The sequence below is a fragment of the Stenotrophomonas sp. AS1 genome (assembly GCF_048957655.1).
GTDB lineage: Bacteria > Pseudomonadota > Gammaproteobacteria > Xanthomonadales > Xanthomonadaceae > Stenotrophomonas > Stenotrophomonas bentonitica_A.
On sequence record NZ_JARVXM010000007.1, the window covers coordinates 18621 to 35983 of the forward strand.

General features: G+C 68.3%; 9 protein-coding genes. 2 read left to right on the top strand and 7 right to left on the bottom strand.

Annotated features, from left to right (window positions below):
• Positions 1-139 precede the first annotated feature (139 nt).
• The gene (locus PV764_RS11815; protein ID WP_284129051.1) at positions 140-5788 is read left to right on the top strand and encodes a fibronectin type III domain-containing protein; all 5649 of its coding nucleotides are present in this window, start codon (positions 140-142) and stop codon (positions 5786-5788) included.
• 162 nt (positions 5789-5950) lie between these two features.
• A complete protein-coding gene (locus PV764_RS11820; RefSeq protein ID WP_102787997.1) occupies positions 5951-6166 on the top strand; it encodes a hypothetical protein in 216 nt (71 codons plus the stop codon).
• A 211-nt stretch (positions 6167-6377) separates the two neighbouring features.
• On the opposite strand, the gene lpdA is transcribed toward PV764_RS11820, so the two are convergent.
• The 7 genes from lpdA to PV764_RS11855 all read right to left on the bottom strand — a co-directional run bounded on the left by lpdA (position 6378) and on the right by PV764_RS11855 (position 17332).
• Positions 6378-7814 (bottom strand): dihydrolipoyl dehydrogenase, encoded by a 1437-nt coding sequence (gene lpdA, locus PV764_RS11825; protein ID WP_019185930.1) that lies wholly within the window; start codon positions 7812-7814, stop codon positions 6378-6380.
• A 135-nt stretch (positions 7815-7949) separates the two neighbouring features.
• Positions 7950-9158: a dihydrolipoyllysine-residue succinyltransferase gene (sucB, locus tag PV764_RS11830; RefSeq protein ID WP_343312616.1), complete on the bottom strand. Its 1209-nt coding sequence runs from the start codon at positions 9156-9158 to the stop codon at positions 7950-7952.
• 43 nt (positions 9159-9201) lie between these two features.
• Positions 9202-12033 carry a 2-oxoglutarate dehydrogenase E1 component gene (locus PV764_RS11835; RefSeq protein WP_284129053.1) on the bottom strand — a complete coding sequence of 944 codons (2832 nt, stop codon included), beginning with the start codon at positions 12031-12033 and terminating at the stop codon, positions 9202-9204.
• A 184-nt stretch (positions 12034-12217) separates the two neighbouring features.
• Positions 12218-13126, bottom strand: a complete 909-nt coding sequence (locus PV764_RS11840) for a GNAT family N-acetyltransferase (RefSeq protein WP_421116672.1) — start codon at positions 13124-13126, stop codon at positions 12218-12220.
• An 11-nt stretch (positions 13127-13137) separates the two neighbouring features.
• Positions 13138-14541: a cupin domain-containing protein gene (locus PV764_RS11845; RefSeq protein ID WP_284129054.1), complete on the bottom strand. Its 1404-nt coding sequence runs from the start codon at positions 14539-14541 to the stop codon at positions 13138-13140.
• Between the two features lie 63 nt (positions 14542-14604).
• A complete protein-coding gene (gene purB / locus PV764_RS11850; RefSeq protein ID WP_026070207.1) occupies positions 14605-15972 on the bottom strand; it encodes an adenylosuccinate lyase in 1368 nt (455 codons plus the stop codon).
• A gap of 37 nt (positions 15973-16009) precedes the next feature.
• On the bottom strand, positions 16010-17332 hold the full coding sequence (locus PV764_RS11855; protein ID WP_019185936.1) for a hemolysin family protein: 1323 nt from the start codon (positions 17330-17332) through the stop codon (positions 16010-16012).
• Between the last annotated feature and the right edge of the window lie 31 nt (positions 17333-17363).

A 17363-nucleotide genomic window follows, 5' to 3' on the forward strand; every position in this document is an offset into this window, starting at 1 on the left:
AGGGGAATCCAGCCATGTCGCCACCGCCACGCGGTGTGCGGCCGTGTGCGTTTCCCCATCTCGACGATCACCACAGCGACGGCGTTGCCGACCGGACCACGGCGGCGCGCGCTGAACGGACGGGCAAGGGGAAGTGCGGATGCTGTCAGGGGCAGGGAAGGGCAGGCTGGCGCGGGCCGCCATCTGGATGGGCGCCGGTGTGCTGCAGCTGGTGCTGGGCAGCGGCATGGCCATGGCCGAATCACAGGGGTGTGCGGCGGTCAACGCGTTGAGCGGTGGCGTCACGATGACGACCAGTCAGCAGCCCACGAAATTCCTGCCGGGTGACATCGTCTCCGTCACCTTCCTCGACAGCGGGCTGGACCCACGTATCAACCTGACCCAGTCGGACAGCGTCATCCTGCGTGCGGCGAACTTTTCCTCGGTGGCATACGACTATCGCAGTTTCACCGGGACGCCAGGCCCTCATACGGGCAGTACGCCGGCCGGATACCTGGTGGCCAACGGCCTGTACCTTTCCGTGAGTACCCGCGGCGGCTACCTCATGAACGCGGTCGTACGCTGTGAGAACGCCTCGGCCGCGCCGCTCACGCTGGACGCCATCACGCCGCCAGTGATGACCGTGGGCCGCAACGTCGACCAGACCCTGGGGGTTCGCGGCGGCACCGCGCCCTACGCCTTCACGATCACGGCAGGGCAACTGCCTGCCGGCCTGGTGCTGGAGCCCGATGGCCGCGTGCACGGGGTGCCCGAACAGGCCGGTGGCTTCAGTGCCACCATCACCGTGGCCGATGCGACCAGGGCCAGCGCCAGTTCGGGTTACGCGGGCAGCGTCGCGGCGGGTGTACCGGACGCGCCGACCCGGGTGGTCGCCTCCGCCGCAGACGGCGAAGCCAGCATCAGCTTCCAGGCGCCGGCCCGCAACGGCGGGGCGCCGATCGCGCACTACGTCGTGATCTCCAGCGGCGGCGCGCAGGCCACCGGCAGCGCCTCGCCGATCCCCGTCACCGGGCTGGCCAATGGCGTGCCGGTACAGTTCCGCGTGCGTGCCGACAACGGCACCGAGGTGAGTGTCGACTCGGACCCGAGCAACACGGTCACCCCGCAGGCCAGCCAGGCCATCACCTTCCCGTTGCCGGCCCCACAGCCGGTCGGCACCCTGTTGTCGCTCACCGCCACGGCCAGCAGCGGGCTGCCGGTGCAGTACAGCAGCCAGACTCCGTTGGTGTGCCAGGCCGAAGCGCCTGCCAGCGTCCGCCTGCTCAGCACCGGCACCTGTACCGTGCTCGCCGAGCAGCCCGGCACGGCCGGCATCACCGCAGCCACGCCGGTAGCGCGCAGTTTCATGGTGGTGCCCGGCACCGCGTCGGCACCCACCATGTTGCGCGCCGAACGCGCGGGCGCCACCAGCGTGGACGTATTCTTCGACCCGCCTGGCAGTGATGGCGGCAGCGCGATCACAGCCTACGAGGTGATCACCCTGCCAGGTGCATCGGTGGTTTCCGGTGCCGCCAGCCCGATACGGGTGGAGCGCCTGCAGGCAGGGGGACGTTACACGTTCCATGTGCGCGCACGCACGGCCAGCGGTCCCGGGACGATGTCGGTGGCCTCCAACCCGGTCACCCTGCCGACCGTGCCGCGGATCAGCGCGGTGCAGGTACCGGCCGGGGGTCGCTATGTTGCCGGCCAGTCGCTCGACTTCCAGCTTGTCTTCGACCAGCCGGTGCAGGTGACGGGTACGCCGCAGCTGATGCTGGTGATCGGCAGCGAGCGCGTGGCGGCGCAGTACGACGCCGGCTCGGGCGGCACCACGCTTGATTTCCGTTACACCGTACTGCCCGGGCAGCGGGATCTGGACGGGATCGCGATCGAATCGCTCGGATTGAACGGGGGCAGGTTGCGCAACGCCGACGGCGTCGATGCGGTGCTGGTCCTGGCCGGCGTCGGTTCCACCGCTGGCATCACCGTGGGGGCCGTGGCGCCTGATGCGCCGACCATCACCGCCGTCCGTGCGGACGACGGTACGGCGACGGTGACCTTCGATCCGCCGCAGCAGAACGGCGGCGGCACGGTGTTGGATTACATCGTCACCGTGCAGCCCGGTGGCCTGCAGGTACCGGTGGCACAATCGCCGGCGGTGCTGACCAACCTGCGCAACGGTACGGCGTACCGCTTCACCGTCGCCGCGCGCAACGCGGCCGGCACGGGCGCGGCCTCGGCGCTGTCGGCACCGGTGGTGCCGATGGCCGACCAGCAGATCCAGTTCGCCGATCCGGGCCCGCAGGACCTCGGCACGTCGCCGCGGCTGACCGCCACCGCCAGCAGCCAGTTGCCGGTGCAGTGGACGGCCACCACACCGGCGGTGTGCAGCGTGGGCCCCGACGGCACGCTGACCCTGCTGGCGGCCGGCACCTGCGGCATCGATGCCGACCAGCCCGGCGATGCCGCCACCCGTGCCGCCGTACGCGTCTCGCATCGCTTCGAAGTGCGGGCGGTGGCACCGGGTGCGCCAGCGATCGTGCAGGTCGTGCTGGCGTCCAGCCAGACTGCCGAGATCCGTTTCGTGGCCCCGGCGTTCGACGGTGGCAGCCCGATCACCGGCTACCTGGTGCAGGCGCTGCCAGGCGGGCAGAGCGTGCGCGGCGCGGGCAGCCCGCTGCGCATCGGTGGCCTGCCTGCCGGCGTCGCGCAGCGCTTTACCGTTACCGCCATCAACCGCGTGGGCAGCGGCGCGGCCTCGGCGCCATCGGACGCGCTGACCGTGCTGGATGCGCCGCGCGTGCTGCGGGTCACTCCGCCTGCAGCGGGCCGCTATCTGGCGGGGCAGACGCTTGCGTTCCAGGTCGGCTTCGACCAGCCGCTGCAGGTCGGCGTGCCACCGGTACTGCAGTTGCGTATCGGCGCACAGCAGCGCGAGGCCGTGCTGCTCGCGCAGGCGGCCGATGCGCAGGGCACCGTGCTGCGCTTTGGCTACACCGTGCAGGCCGATGACCTCGATGAGGATGGGATCGCCGTGGAGGCGCTGCAGGCCGCTGCAGGCAGCCTGCGCAATGTACAAGGCACCGACGCGGCGACCGCATTGCACGGTGTCGGCAGCACGGTGGCGGTGCTGGTCGGCGTCGAGCTGCCGGGCGCGCCGGCCGATGTGCGTGGCGTGGCCGCCGATGGCCAGGTGCTGGTGCATTTCATTGCGCCGGCCCGCGCCGGCAGCGGCGCGATCCTCGACTACACCGTGAGCGCGCAACCGGGCGGCATCAGCGCTACCGGCAGCGGCTCGCCGATTGCCGTGACCGGGCTGGCCAACGGCACCGCGTATCGTTTCATCGTGGTCGCACGCAGCGAACACGGCCAAGGCGCGGCCTCGGCGCCTTCGGCGGCGGTCACTCCGTTGCCGGTCCTGGGCGCGGCGGACAGCCGCATCGGCATCGCCTACGGCGCAGCGGGCATCGTGCTGCCGTTGACGCTGCAGGGTGCCGTCACCCGCATCGACGTTGTCCGCGCGCCGCAGCATGGCACGCTGGAGGTGCAGGGCACCACGCTGCGCTACACCCCGCACGCCGGTTATGCCGGCGCCGACAGCGTGGACTACACCGCCAGCGATGCCTTCAGCACCTCCGCACCGGCGACCGTGACGATCACCGTGGCCGCGCCGAGTGTAGCGATCGATGACATCGTGCCCGACGCGGCCACCGCCGGCAGCCCCTACACGCTGCAGCTGCTCAGCCGCGGGGGCAGTGCGCCCTACCGCTATGCGCTGGTGGGGGGCGCATTGCCGGCCGGGATGGCGCTGACGCCGGGCGGGCAACTGATCGGCACACCAGTGGTTGCGGGCCGCTTTGCGGTCGATGTCGAGGTTACCGACAGCAGCACCGGCGACGGCCCGTTCCAGGCCCGCCGCAGCATGGTGCTGCTGGTGGACGCGCCGCAGATCATCCCCGGCGACACTGCACCGCCGGAGGTCGCCCTGGGGCAGGCAGTGAGCACGCGCCTGCCAGTGCGTGGCGGCGTCGCCCCGTATGCGTTCCGGCTGCTGTCCGGCGCGCTGCCGCCGGGCGTGCGGTTGACCGCTGATGGGCTGCTTGAGGGCACCGCCATCCAGGCCGGCACGTTCGAGGTGCAGGTCGAGGTCCGCGATGCGCATGGCTTTACCGCCGCGCTCGGCTACCGCTTCGTGGTCGCGCAGGCCGCGCAGGCCATCAGCGCCTTCGTCGCCGATCCCGGCGCCCCGGTGTTCAGCGCGGGAGGCAGCTTCCTGTTGAGCGCCCAGGGCGGCGCCTCGGGGCAGCCGATCATCTTCGCCAGCACCACCCCGGCGGTGTGCAGCGTGGACGGCCCGCGCGTGGTCATGCTGGCGTCCGGGCGGTGCAGCCTGACCGCCGACCAGGCCGGCGACGCCAACCACCAGGTCGCGGCACAGCAGCGCCTGGACGTGGACATCGCCGCCGCGGTGCCGGAGCTGGCCTGGCCGGCAGACATGTCGCGTCTGCTGGAGCAGGGCAGCTTCGAGCTGCCGCTGCCGACCAGTGTCAGCCCCGGTGCGTTCACCTTCCACAGCAGTGCGCCGGCGGTGGCCAGCATCGACGGCCGCACAGTCCAGGTACACGCTGAAGGCAGCGCCGTGATCACCGCACAGCAGGCCGCCAGTGGTGGTTACGCCGCCGCCCGCGTGGAACTGCGGCTGGTGGTCAATGTGCGCCCTGACCCGACCCGCGACCCGGGCGTCACCGGACTGCTGCAGGCGCAGGTGGATGCGAGCGTCCGTTTCGCCGCCGCGCAACAGGGCAACATCCGCGATCGCCTGCGCCAGCTGCGCGACGGCGGCAACCCCGCCAGCAACACGCTGTCGGTGTCCAGTGGCGGTGGCGGCCCCAACGCCGCATCGCTGCCGCTGGGCAGCGCACTCGGTACCGGCGCGGCGTGGTTGCCGGCCGGCTGGGGAACCTGGGCCGCGGGTACCGCGAGCTACGGCCGCGGCGGGGCCACCGCAGGTGGCCGCTATGACCTGCGCAGCGACGGGCTGAGCGTCGGTGTGGACCGCCGTCTCGGCGAACGCACGCTGCTCGGCGTGGCCGGCAGCGTGGGCCGCAGCGACAGCGACCAGGACGACGATCGCACCCGCCTGCGCGCCGACCAGCGCTCGCTGGCGCTGTACGGACTGTGGCGTGGCAACGCGCACCTGTACGTGGACGCGATGATCGCCACCGGCAACCTGCAGTTCGATCTGCAGCGCTGGAGCACCGATGCCGATGCGCAGGCGCAGGCGCGGCGCGATGGCACTCAGTGGTTCGGTTCGCTCGGCCTGGGCTACGAGCAGATGCTGGCGGCAACCCGACTGACCGGGTACGCCCGCTGGGATGCCAGCCGTACCACCCTGGATGCCTACCGCGAGCACGGCCTGGGCGTGCTGGATCTCGCCTATGGCCGCCAGACCGTGGAAAACCGCGCGCTGGCCATCGGGGTGGAGGGCAGTGCGCAGGTATCGGCCGAAAGCCGGTTGCGTCCGTTCTGGAGCATCGAGTACCGGCGGGCGCTGCAGGACCGCGGGATGGCTTCGCTGAACTACGCGACGTGGTCACGGCCGCAGGACTACCAGGTAGCACTCCGCAGCTACAACGATGATGTGTTGTCGCTGCAGGCCGGCGTGGATCTGGCGATCCAGCGTGGCTGGAGCCTGTCGTTGCTGCTGGGCCATGAACAGGCGCGCGGCGCGGATCGTGCCAGCAGCATCGGCCTGCGCCTGAGCTCGGGCGGGCAGGGCGGCGCGGTGGAGTCACCGCCGGTACCGTGAGTGGGCGGCGCGCCGGCCACGGTCGGCACGCCGGTTTCATCGCCGCAGCGGCAGTTTCATCCGCGCTGGGGCGTGGTTCGTCGCAGCGCGCTTGTCGCGTTCCCCGGCGCGGGGCAACGTGGCCCGGTGGGCGACGTTGCCCCGAGTCGAAGGAGACCGACGATGAAGACCCTGTTCGCGCTGGGCGTGTGGTGCCTGCTGTTCGTGCTGTGCTGGCCGCTGGCGCTCCTGGCCCTGGTGGCGTGGCCGTTGGTGTGGCTGGTCAGCCTGCCGTTCCGCCTGGTCGGCATCACGTTCTCGGCGCTGTTTGCCTTCCTGCGCGCGCTGTTGATGCTTCCGGCGCGGCTGCTGGGTGGCGGGCGCGTCGCAACGGCCTGAACAGGAATGGGATCGGGTAGTGCCGGTCGCTGGCCGGCGGCTCTTGCTGTCGGGATGACGGGGAGCCGGCCAGCGGCCGGCACTACCAATGACGGGGAGCCGGCGAGCGGCCGGCACTACCAAGGCGAGGAGCCGGGCAGCGGCCGGCGCTGCCTGTCGCCCACAAAAAACCCCGCCGAAGCGGGGTTTTTCGTTACGCCACCAACAAGGCTCAGTTGGCCTTGTGGATCGCGCGCTTGCTCACGGCCATCGCGGCGTCATGCACCACTTCCGACAGCGACGGGTGGGCGTGGCAGATGCGCGCCAGGTCGTCGGCCGAACCGCTGAACTCCATGGTCAGCACGCCTTCGTGCACCAGCTCGGAGACGTTCGCGCCGACCAGGTGCATGCCCAGGATGCGGTCGGTCTCGGCGTGTGCCAGGACCTTCACGAAGCCCGACGGCTCGATCATCGCCACGGCACGGCCGTTGGCGGCGAACGGGAAGCTGCCGGCCTTGTACGGGATGCCTTCGTCCTTGAGCTGCTGCTCGGTCTTGCCGACCCAGGCCAGCTCCGGCTCGGTGTAGATCACCCACGGGATGGTGTCGAAGTTGACGTGGCCCGGCAGGCCCGCGATCAGCTCGGCCACGGCGATGCCTTCCTCGAAGCCCTTGTGCGCCAGCATCGGGCCGCGCACGCAGTCACCGACCGCCCAGACGCCATCGACGCCGGTGTGGCAGTGTGCGTCCACTTCGATCTGGCCACGCTCGTTGATCTTGACGCCGGTGCCTTCGGCCAGCAGGCCCTTGGTGGCGGCGCGACGGCCGACGGCCACCAGCAGCTTGTCCACGACCAGGCTCTTTTCGCCTTCAGCATCGGCGTAGGTCAGGGCGACTTCCTTCTTCTTGCCCTTGCCGGTCACCTCGGCCTTGGAGACCTTGGCGCCCAGGCGGATGTCCAGGCCCTGCTTCTTGAATTCCTTCAAGGCGGTCTTGGCCACTTCGGCATCGGCAGCGGCCAGGAAGTCCGGCAGCGCTTCCAGGATGGTCACTTCCGAACCCAGGCGCTTCCAGACGCTGCCCAGTTCCAGGCCGATCACGCCGGCACCGATCACGGCCAGGCGAGCCGGCACTTCGGTGAAATCCAGGCCGCCGACGTTGTCGACGATGGTTTCGCCATCGAACTTGGCGAACGGCAGTTCGATCGAGTCCGAACCGGCGGCGATGATGACGTTGGTGCCCTTCAGCTCGACTTCCGAACCGTCGTGCTGCTTGACCTTGACGATGTTGCCCGGCTGCAGCTCACCGAAACCGTAGTACGCGGTGACCTTGTTCGCCTTGAACAGCATGGCGATGCCGCCGGTGAACTGCTTGACGATCTTGTCCTTGCGGCCAACCATCGCCTCGACGTCCATCTTGGCATCCTTGAAGCTGATGCCGTGGTCGCCAAAGATGTGGCCCATGTTCCAGAACTGGCGCGAGGAATCGAGCAGCGCCTTGGACGGGATGCAGCCCACGCGCAGGCAGGTGCCACCCAGGGCCGGCTTGCCGTCCTTGCCCAGCGCAGCATCGATGCAGGCGGTCTTCAGACCCAGCTGCGCGGCGCGGATGGCGGCATGGTAGCCGGCCGGACCGGCACCGATGACGACGACGTCGAATTGTTCAGCCATTGATAGTTCCTTGTTGCATTCCCGAGCTTCGCTTGAAGCCGGTGGCGCGCAGGCGCCGGGGGAGAGAGCAGGGCAGTGCGGTGCAGTGCCGTAAAACCAGAACCCCTCCGCGCGGGCGCGGAGGGGTGGGAGGTCTTACAGGCCGAACAGCATGCGGCCCGGGTTTTCCAGCTGGTTCTTGATGTCCACCAGGAACTGGACCGAGTCCTTGCCGTCGATGATGCGGTGATCGTAGGACAGCGCCAGATACATCATCGGCGCGATCACGACCTGGCCGTTCTGCGCGATCGGACGCTCCTTGATGGCGTGCATGCCCAGGATGGCGCTCTGCGGCGGGTTGATGATCGGGGTCGACAGCAGCGAACCGAAGGTGCCGCCGTTGGTCACGGTGAAGGTGCCGCCCTGCAGTTCTTCCAGGCTCAGCTTGCCGTCACGGGCCTTCTTGGCGTAGTCGGCGATGGTCTTTTCGATATCGGCGAAGGACATGCGCTCGACGTTGCGCAGCACCGGGGTCACCAGACCCTTCTCGGTCGACACGGCGATCGAGATGTCCGAGTAGCCGTGATAGATGATGTCGTCACCATCGATCGAGGCATTGACCAGCGGGAAGCGCTGCAGTGCGTTGGCGGCGGCCTTCACGAAGAAGCTCATGAAGCCCAGCTTGATGCCGTGCGCCTTGACGAACTCGTCCTGCAGCTCCTTGCGCGCGGCCGAGACCTTGGACAGGTCGACCTCGTTGAAGGTGGTCAGCATCGCGGTGCCGTTCTTGGACTGCATCAGGCGCTCGGCGATGCGCTTGCGGATGCGGGTCATCGGCACGCGTTCTTCCGGACGTGCGCCACCGGACTTGCCGGCGCCACCGTTGCGGGCGAAGTTGACGATGTCTTCCTTGGTCACCGCGCCGCGGCGGCCGGTGCCGTCCACGTCGGCCGGATTCACGCCTTCGGTGATGGCCGTGAAGCGGGCGCCCGGGGGCAGCGAATCGGCAGCGGACTTGGCCGCCGGGGCCGGCGCTGCGGCAGCGGCCGGCGCGGCAGCGGCCGGTGCCGGAGCAGCGGCCGGGGCGTCGGCCTTCTTCTCTTCGGCCGGCGCAGCAGCAGCGGTCGCACCTTCTTCGATGATGGCCACGACCTGGCTGGAGGTCACGGTGGCGCCCACCTCGAACTTGATCTCCTTCAGCACGCCATCGACCGGCGACGGCACTTCCAGGACGACCTTGTCGGTTTCCAGATCAAGCAGGTTTTCATCGCGCTTGACGGCATCGCCGACCTTCTTGTGCCAGGTGGCGATGGTGCCGTCGGCGACGGATTCGGGCAGTACCGGGGCTTTGACTTCGGTGGCCATGCGGGAGCTTCCTGGTTTGTCTTTTCTAGAATGAGGGGGAGAGTTATTCAGCGACCGAGTCGTTGAACGGGTTGACCAGGGCATCGGCGATCAGCTTCTGCTGCTCGATGATGTGGTCAGCCATGTGTCCAGCGGCCGGCGATGCCGAACGGGCGCGACCTGCGTAATGGATGCTCTGGCCATCGGCCAGGCACGCCTGCAGGTGGTGACGGATCTGGTACCAGGCACCCTGGTTCTGCGGTTCTTCCTGACACCACACCACATCGGCCGCCTTGCCGTACTTCTTCAGCTCTGCTGCCAGTGCCACGCGCGGGAACGGATACAGCTGCTCCACGCGGATGATGGCGACATCGTCCTGGCCACGCTTGGTCTGGTCTTCCAGCAGGTCGTAGTAGACCTTGCCCGAGCACAGCACCACGCGCTTGACCTTCCTGGCGTCTGCGTTGGCATCGCCGATCAGGTGCTGGAACTCGCCGTTGGCCAGTTCGTCCAGGGTCGACACGGCCAGCTTGTGGCGCAGCAGCGACTTGGGCGACATCACGATCAGCGGCTTGCGGGTGGTCATGCGCATCTGGCGACGCAGCATGTGGTACGCCTGCGCCGGGGTCGACGGCACGCACACCAGCATGTTCTCCAGCGCGCACAGCTGCAGGAAACGCTCCAGGCGTGCGGAGCTGTGCTCCGGGCCCTGGCCTTCATAACCGTGCGGCAGCAGCAGGGTCAGGCCGGTGATGCGGCCCCACTTGGCTTCGCCGGCGGCGATGAACTGATCGATCACGACCTGGGCGCCGTTGGCGAAGTCGCCGAACTGGCCTTCCCAGATGCACAGGGTGTTCGGATCGGTGGTGGAGAAGCCGTACTCATAGGCCATCACGGCTTCTTCGCTGAGCAGCGAATCGATGATGGTGGCCTGTTCCGGCGACTCGACCAGCTGGCGCAGCGGCAGGTAGTAGTTGTCGGTCTTCTGGTCGTGCAGGATCGCGTGGCGGTGCGTGAACGTACCGCGGCCGACGTCCTGGCCGACCAGGCGCAGGTTGTTGCCTTCGTCGAGGATGGTGGCGTAGGCCAGGTTCTCGGCGAAGCCCCAGTCGCCCGGGATCTCGCCGGCGGCCATCTTGCGGCGGTCGTCATAGACCTTGGCCACGCGCGAGTGCAGTTCCACGCCTTCCGGCACGGTGTTGATCATCTGCGCCAGCTGCTTGACCTTCTCCATGCCCACGGCAGTGGAGACGGCGTCGGACAGCTTGCCGTTGAGCAGCTTGGGCCAGTCCACGTACATCTTGCTGGTGGCCGGCGTCTTCTCGACCTGGGCCAGCTCGGTGGTGACTTCGCCGGCATCGAGCTTGTTGCGGTACGCATCGACCAGGGCCTTGCCGCCACCGGCTTCGATCACGCCGGCGGCTTCCAGCGTCGCGGCGTACAGCTCGCGGGTGGTCTGGTGCTTGCGGATGACCTGGTACATCAGCGGCTGGGTGATCGCCGGTTCATCGGCTTCGTTGTGGCCCCAGCGGCGGTAGCACATCAGGTCGATGACCACGTCCTTGCTGAACTTCTGGCGGAACTCGAAGGCCAGCTTGGCGGCGAACACGACCGCTTCGGGATCGTCGCCGTTCACGTGCAGCACGGGCGCGGCGATCATCTTGGCCACGTCGGTGCAGTACAGCGTGGAGCGCGAATCTTCCGGATTGGAGGTGGTGAAGCCGACCTGGTTGTTGACCACGATGTGCACCGTGCCACCAACGGCGAAGCCGCGGGCCTGGGACATCTGGAACAGCTCCATCACCACGCCCTGACCGGCGAAGGCCGCATCACCGTGGATCAGGATCGGCATCACCTGCTTGCGGGCGGTATCGCCACGGCGTTCCTGGCGCGAACGGACGCTGCCGGCCACGACCGGATCGGCGATTTCCAGGTGCGACGGGTTGAACGCCAGCGCCAGGTGGACCGCGCCGCCGGTGGTGGCGACGTCGGCCGAGAAGCCCATGTGGTACTTCACATCGCCGGCCGAGGCGTGGTCGTCGTGCTCGAACTTGCCTTCGAACTCGTCGAACAGCTTGCGCGGGCTCTTGCCGAGGGTGTTGACCAGCACGTTCAGGCGGCCGCGGTGGGCCATGCCGATCACCACGTCCTTGACGCCATCCTTGCCGGCGTCACGGATGATGGTGTCCATCATCGGGATCAGCGAATCGCCGCCTTCCAGCGAGAAGCGCTTCTGGCCCACGTACTTGGTGTGCAGGTAGCGCTCCAGACCCTCGGCAGCCGTCAGGCGCTCCAGGGTACGGCGCTGGGTGTCTGCGTCCAGGTTGTAGTTGCCACCGGCCATTTCCAGGCGCTGGTACAGCCACTGGCGCTGCTCGACCTCGGAGATGTGCATGAATTCCGCACCGATCGAGCCGGTGTAGGTCTTCTTCAGGCGCTCCAGCAGGTCACGCAGTTTCATGCGCGGCTGGCCGGCGACGCCGCCGGTGCTGAACTCACTGCCCAGGTCGCTTTCCGACAGGCTGTGGAACGGCAGGCCCAGGTCCGGCGGATTGGTCGGCGCGGTCAGGCTCAGTGGGTCAAGGCGGGCACCGAGGTGGCCACGCGACCGGTAAGCGGTGATCAGGCGGCCGACATTGCGCTCGCGCTCGTCGCCGGCACCATCAGCGGTGCCGCTCTTGATGGCGTTTTTGGCGGCGTCGGCAATGTGGGCGATGACGGCCGAATGCGGAATATCACCGGCTTCGCGGCCCTGGAAGCCGTCGAAGTAGGTCTTCCATTTGGGATCGACACTGTCCGGAGAAACGAGGTACTGCTCGTACAGATCCTCGATATAGGAGGCGTTGCCGCCGGCGAGCTGCGAAGATTGCGCAAACTGCTTCAGTTGATTGTCCACGATGGAGAGTCGGATTCGCTTGTGGGGTAAGGCTTCGATGATCCGGCAGGGAAAAGTGAATAGCCTGCGCGGGCGGTATCTAACGCCCCAAATTGTACCCCCAACGCGACAGGAAGGGGCACCGTACGGCCCAGTGCGGGAACCGCGGTGTCATTCCCAGACAGGTTCGGGGCCGCGCGGTGGGCTACAGGCCGAGTGCCCGCAGTTCGCTGCAATCACGCGAACGTTCCCATACGCGCTGCAAACCTTCCTGCAACGGTCGTGAACGTGCCGGTTGGGCCAGCCCGGCCTCGCCATCGAAGCGGTGGCCGCTCAGACGAAAGTAGTAGTCGCCCGTATCGTTGAGCAGGCAGGCAGATGGCGTCGCGCGGTCGATCGGATCGCTCACCTCGCGCACCCGGAAGACGCTCGGCAGCCGCTGGAGCAGGCTCAGCACGGGTGAGCCGGCCTGACGGATGGCGGCGCTGTCGTGGACGATCAGCCAGGCCTGTTTGTCGTGGCGGGCGGTGGCGTAGCGGCGTAACGCTTCCAGCACCGGCGGTGCATCGAGCAGGCCGGGGTCGAGCTGGCGGCTATGGATCCACAGCTGGCGGCGGGCGCGGTGGATCAGCGCCGTAGTGATCGCCACGGCCTCTTTGGCGCGCTCGATCGCGACTGCACCGGACAGGGCCAGCCGCATGTGCTGGTGGGCGATGCCGGCCTCTTCGAAGATCTCGCCTTCCGGCAGAAAGCCCTGCCGGGTATAGAACACGCGGGCCGGCAGCTGCGCATGCAGCCCGACCTCGCGCCAGCCCCGGGCCCGGGCCTGGTCGACCAGGGCCAGTAGCAGGGCTTCGCCGACGCCTTTGCCACGCCAGGCGGCCAGTACCGCCATGCGGCCGATCCGGCCGTCCGGGGTGAGCCGTCCGGCTCCGATCGGGGTGCCGGCGGTGTCGCAGGCCAGGACATGCACGCTCCGGGGGTCGAGCGCGTCGATCTCCAGTTCGGCGGGGACCTGCTGCTCGTCGACGAACACGGTGAACCGGACCCGGTGCAGCGCGGCGTGCTGCGCCGGGTAGTCGACCACATCAACGTGGAAGCCGGGGCCGGTCATGGCGGGGGCGGTCAGCCGCGCTGGGGCTCGTCCTTGCCGTCGGTCTCGTCGCTGTCGTCGAAATCGACGATCACCTCGATGCCGTCGTCATGGATGGTCACCTCGTGCACGTCGGCCTCGACAGCCTCGTCATCGACCACGTCGACTGCCTCGGTGCCGTCGACGATATCGTACTCGGCAACGTAGTCGTCTTCGTCCTCCAGGCCGGTGTCTTCCACCAGCTGGTAGAAGCCGCCGGCGACCAGTGCCTGCACGGCATCACGGCCCTTGGCCGAGAGCTTCTGGTACAGCGCCGCGTCGATCTGTTCGGCGCCGGCCAGCGCCTGGGCATCCTTGACCGGCAGGGCGAAGTCCAGGCCGCTGCAGTACAGGCTGGCGCCACGCTTGGCACGGCGCCAGGCCAGGCGGGCCCAGGGATGGCGATGCAGTTCCACGCCGGCAGCGAGGGCAGCCTCGATCTCTTCGCGCGGCAGCGGTTCGCCCTGCGCCATCACTTCCCCGGCGGCACGGTAGGTGGTGATGAAGCGGCCGAACCAGTCGCCGAGCTTGTCCGGATCGTTCATCCGGATGGCGTTGAGCGCTTCGACGACGCGGTTCATGGAGACCACGTCGATCTCGTTCGGATCCTCCGGCACCTTCAGGTCCGGATCCTGGTAACGGATGGACTCGTCGGCGCCCTCGATCAGGGTATCGAGGTAGTCGCTGATCAGTTCGGCCGAGGCCGGGGCGCGCATGCCGAAGGAGAACGTCAGGCAGGGGTCTTCGGCAACGCCGTTGTGCGGCACGTTCGGCGGCAGGTAGAGCATGTCGCCCGGGGCCAGCACCCAGTCGTGGGTCGGCTTGAAGCGGCGCAGCAGCTTGAGCTCGACGTCGTCGCGGAAGTCCAGCGGCGGGCGCTTGCCCTTGATGGATTCGCTGGCGTCGATCTGCCAGCGGCGGTGGCCATAAGCCTGCAGCAGGAAGACGTCGTACTGGTCCACATGGGCGCCGACCGAGCCGCCGGTGGCGGCGAAGCTGATCATCACATCGTCCATGCGCCAGCGCGGCAGGAAATCGAAGTGGCTGATCAGGGCGCGCACGTCGGCGTCCCACTTGTCCACGTCCTGGACCAGCAGGGTCCAGTCGTGGTCCGGCATGCCGGGGAATTCTTCTTCCTGGAACGGGCCGGTGCGCACGGTCCAGCCATCGGTGGCGCGGTCGTGGGTGATCAGCCGCGACAGCGCGCCTTCTTCACAGGCCAGACCGGCGAGGTCTTCGGGCTGCACCGGGGTCTCGAAATCGGGGAAGGCGCCGCGGATGAGCAGCGGGCGCTTCTGCCAGTAATCGCGCAGGAAGGTAGCGGCGGGCATGCCCAGCGGCAGGCCGGGGCGGGCCTGGATTTCGATGACGGGGGTTTTGATCTTGCGTGCGGCCATGGGGGAGATCCTTGGAGCGTGTAGACGGTAGTTCGGGGGCGCAGCAGGGCGGCGCCCATGCCTTCAGATCGCCTTGGCCAGGTCCGCTGCCAGGCCGATGTAGCCGCCCGGGGTCAGGGCGCGCAGGCTCTGCTTGGCGTCGGCGGGCAGGTCCAGCGATTCAACGAAGGCCTGCATCGATTCGGTGGTGATGCCCTGGCCGCGGGTGAGCGCCTTGAGCTGTTCGTACGGGTTGGGCAGGCCATGGCGGCGCATGACGGTCTGCACCGCTTCGGCCAGCACTTCCCATGCGGCGTCCAGGTCGGCATCCAGGCGTTCCGGATTGACGGTCAGCTTGCCCAGGCCCTTGGCCAGCGAGTCCAGGGCGACCTGGGTATGGCCGAAGGCGGTGCCGACCGCGCGCAGCACGGTGGAGTCGGTCAGGTCGCGCTGCCAGCGGCTGATCGGCAGCTTGGCGCTGAAATGCTCGAACAGGGCGTTGGCGATGCCGAAGTTGCCTTCGGCGTTTTCGAAGTCGATCGGGTTGACCTTGTGCGGCATGGTCGAGGAGCCGACTTCGCCTTCCTTGAGCTTCTGCTTGAAGTAGCCCAGCGAAATGTAGCCCCAGACGTCGCGCGCCAGGTCGATCAGGATGATGTTGGCGCGGCGCGCGGCATCGCCGATCTCGGCGACGTTGTCGTGCGGCTCGATCTGGGTGGTGTACGGGTTGAACACCAGGCCGAGACTTTCCACGAAGCGCTGGGCGAAGGCCGGCCAGTCCACGTCCGGGTAGGCGATGACGTGCGCGTTGTAGTTGCCCACCGCGCCATTGATCTTGCCGGTCAGTTCGACGGCGGCGATCTGGCGGCGCTGGCGCTCCAGGCGGGCCACGACGTTGGCCACTTCCTTGCCCAGGGTGGTCGGCGAAGCGGTCTGGCCATGGGTGCGCGAGAGCATCGGCTGGGCGGCCTGGGCATGGGCGAGGGCACGCAGCACGCCGGCGATGTTGTCCAGCGAGGGCAGCAGCACTTCGCGGCGGGCCTGCTCGAGCATCAGCCCGTAGCTGAGGTTGTTGATGTCTTCACTGGTGCAGGCGAAATGCACGAACTCCAGCGCCGGGCCCAGCTCCGCATCGGCGGTGAGCTGCTCCTTGATGAAGTACTCCACGGCCTTGACGTCGTGGTTGGTGGTGCGCTCGATCTCCTTCACCCGCGCGGCGTGGGCCGGGGCAAAGTCGTCGGCCAAGGCGCGCAGGCGCGCGGTGGCGGCAGCCGAGAACGGCGCCAGTTCGACGATGCCCGGCTCATTGGCCAGTGCCAGCAGCCATTCCACTTCCACCTTCACGCGGGCCTTGATCAGGCCGTATTCGGAGAAGATCGGGCGCAGGGCGTCGACCTTGCCGGCGTAGCGGCCATCGAGCGGGGACAGGGCGAGCAGGGCGAATTCGGACATGGCAGGGCGCAGATCGGTGGCAGCGGGGGCCGCCATTCTACGCTGCCCCGGCGTCCTCGGCCTGTGCCATGCGCACCGTCACGGCCTGGATCCGGTGCCCGGCCATGCGCTTGATCGTGAACTGGTGCCCGTCGATCTCCAGCTGCTCGCCTTCCTCGGGCAGCCGCTGGAGCTGGTGCACGATCAGCCCGCCGACCGAATTGAGGTGGTCAGGCGCGCTCAGGTCGTGCCCCAGCAGCCGCTCCAGCCGGAAGATCGAGGTCGAGCCGGCCACCAGCAGGGTGCCGTCGGCGCCACGGGTGGGGGCGTCCTTGACGATATGCGGGTGTTCGTCCTCGATATCCCCGACCACCACTTCCAGCAGGTCTTCCAGGGTGAAATAGCCCAGGATGCGGCCATGTTCTTCCACGCACAGCGCCAGGTGGGTGGTGCCGGTGCGGAAGCGCTCCAGCACCAGCGGTACCGGGGTTTCCAGCGCGATCAGGTTGGCCGGGCGCAGCAGCGGGCGCAGGTCGTCGGTGGGATTGCCTCGAGCGATCTCGACCAGCAGGTCCTTCATGTGCAGGATGCCCAGCACTTCCTCGCCATCGCGGTCGAACCACGGGTAGCGGCTGTAGCGGCTTTCGGCGAACTCGGCCATGACGTCGGCCAGGCGCATGCCTTCGCGGAACGAGCGCATGTGGTCGCGGGAGCGCATCAGGTCGCCGGCCACCAGCTCGGGCAGCTCCAGCGCGTGGCTCATCAAGGTGAGGTCCTGGTCCGGCGCACTGCCGACCGGTTGCTGGCGACCCACGATCAGCTTGAGCTCCTCGCGCGAATAGCGGTGCGAGGTGTGCTCCACATCGCCCCAGCCGGCCAGGCGCAGCAGCGCATTGGCGCTGTTGTTGAGCAGCCAGATGGCCGGGTACATGGCCCAATAGAACAGGTACAACGGCGCGGCCGTCCACAGCGACATCGCCTCGGGGCGACGGATCGCCATCGATTTCGGCGCCAGTTCGCCCAACACGATGTGCAGGAACGAGATCAGGCTGAAGGCGATGATGAAGGACGTCAGGCGCGAGGCTTCCGGGGTCAGCCCCAAGGTGTCGAACAACGGCTGCAGCAGGTGTGCGAAGGCCGGCTCACCGACCCAGCCCAGGCCCAGCGAGGACAGCGTGATGCCCAGCTGGCAGGCCGACAGGTACGCATCCAGGTGCGAGTGCACGTTGAGCAGCAGCCGCCCCCGCCAGCCATGGTTCTCGGCCAGGCCGACGGCCTGGGTATGGCGCAGCTTCACCAGGGCGAACTCGGCGGCCACGAAGAAGCCGTTGAGTACCACCAGCAGCAGGGCCAGCAGCAGAAGCAGGAGATTGCCGATCATCCGCGGCCCCGCAGCGCTGCTGCCTGGAGCG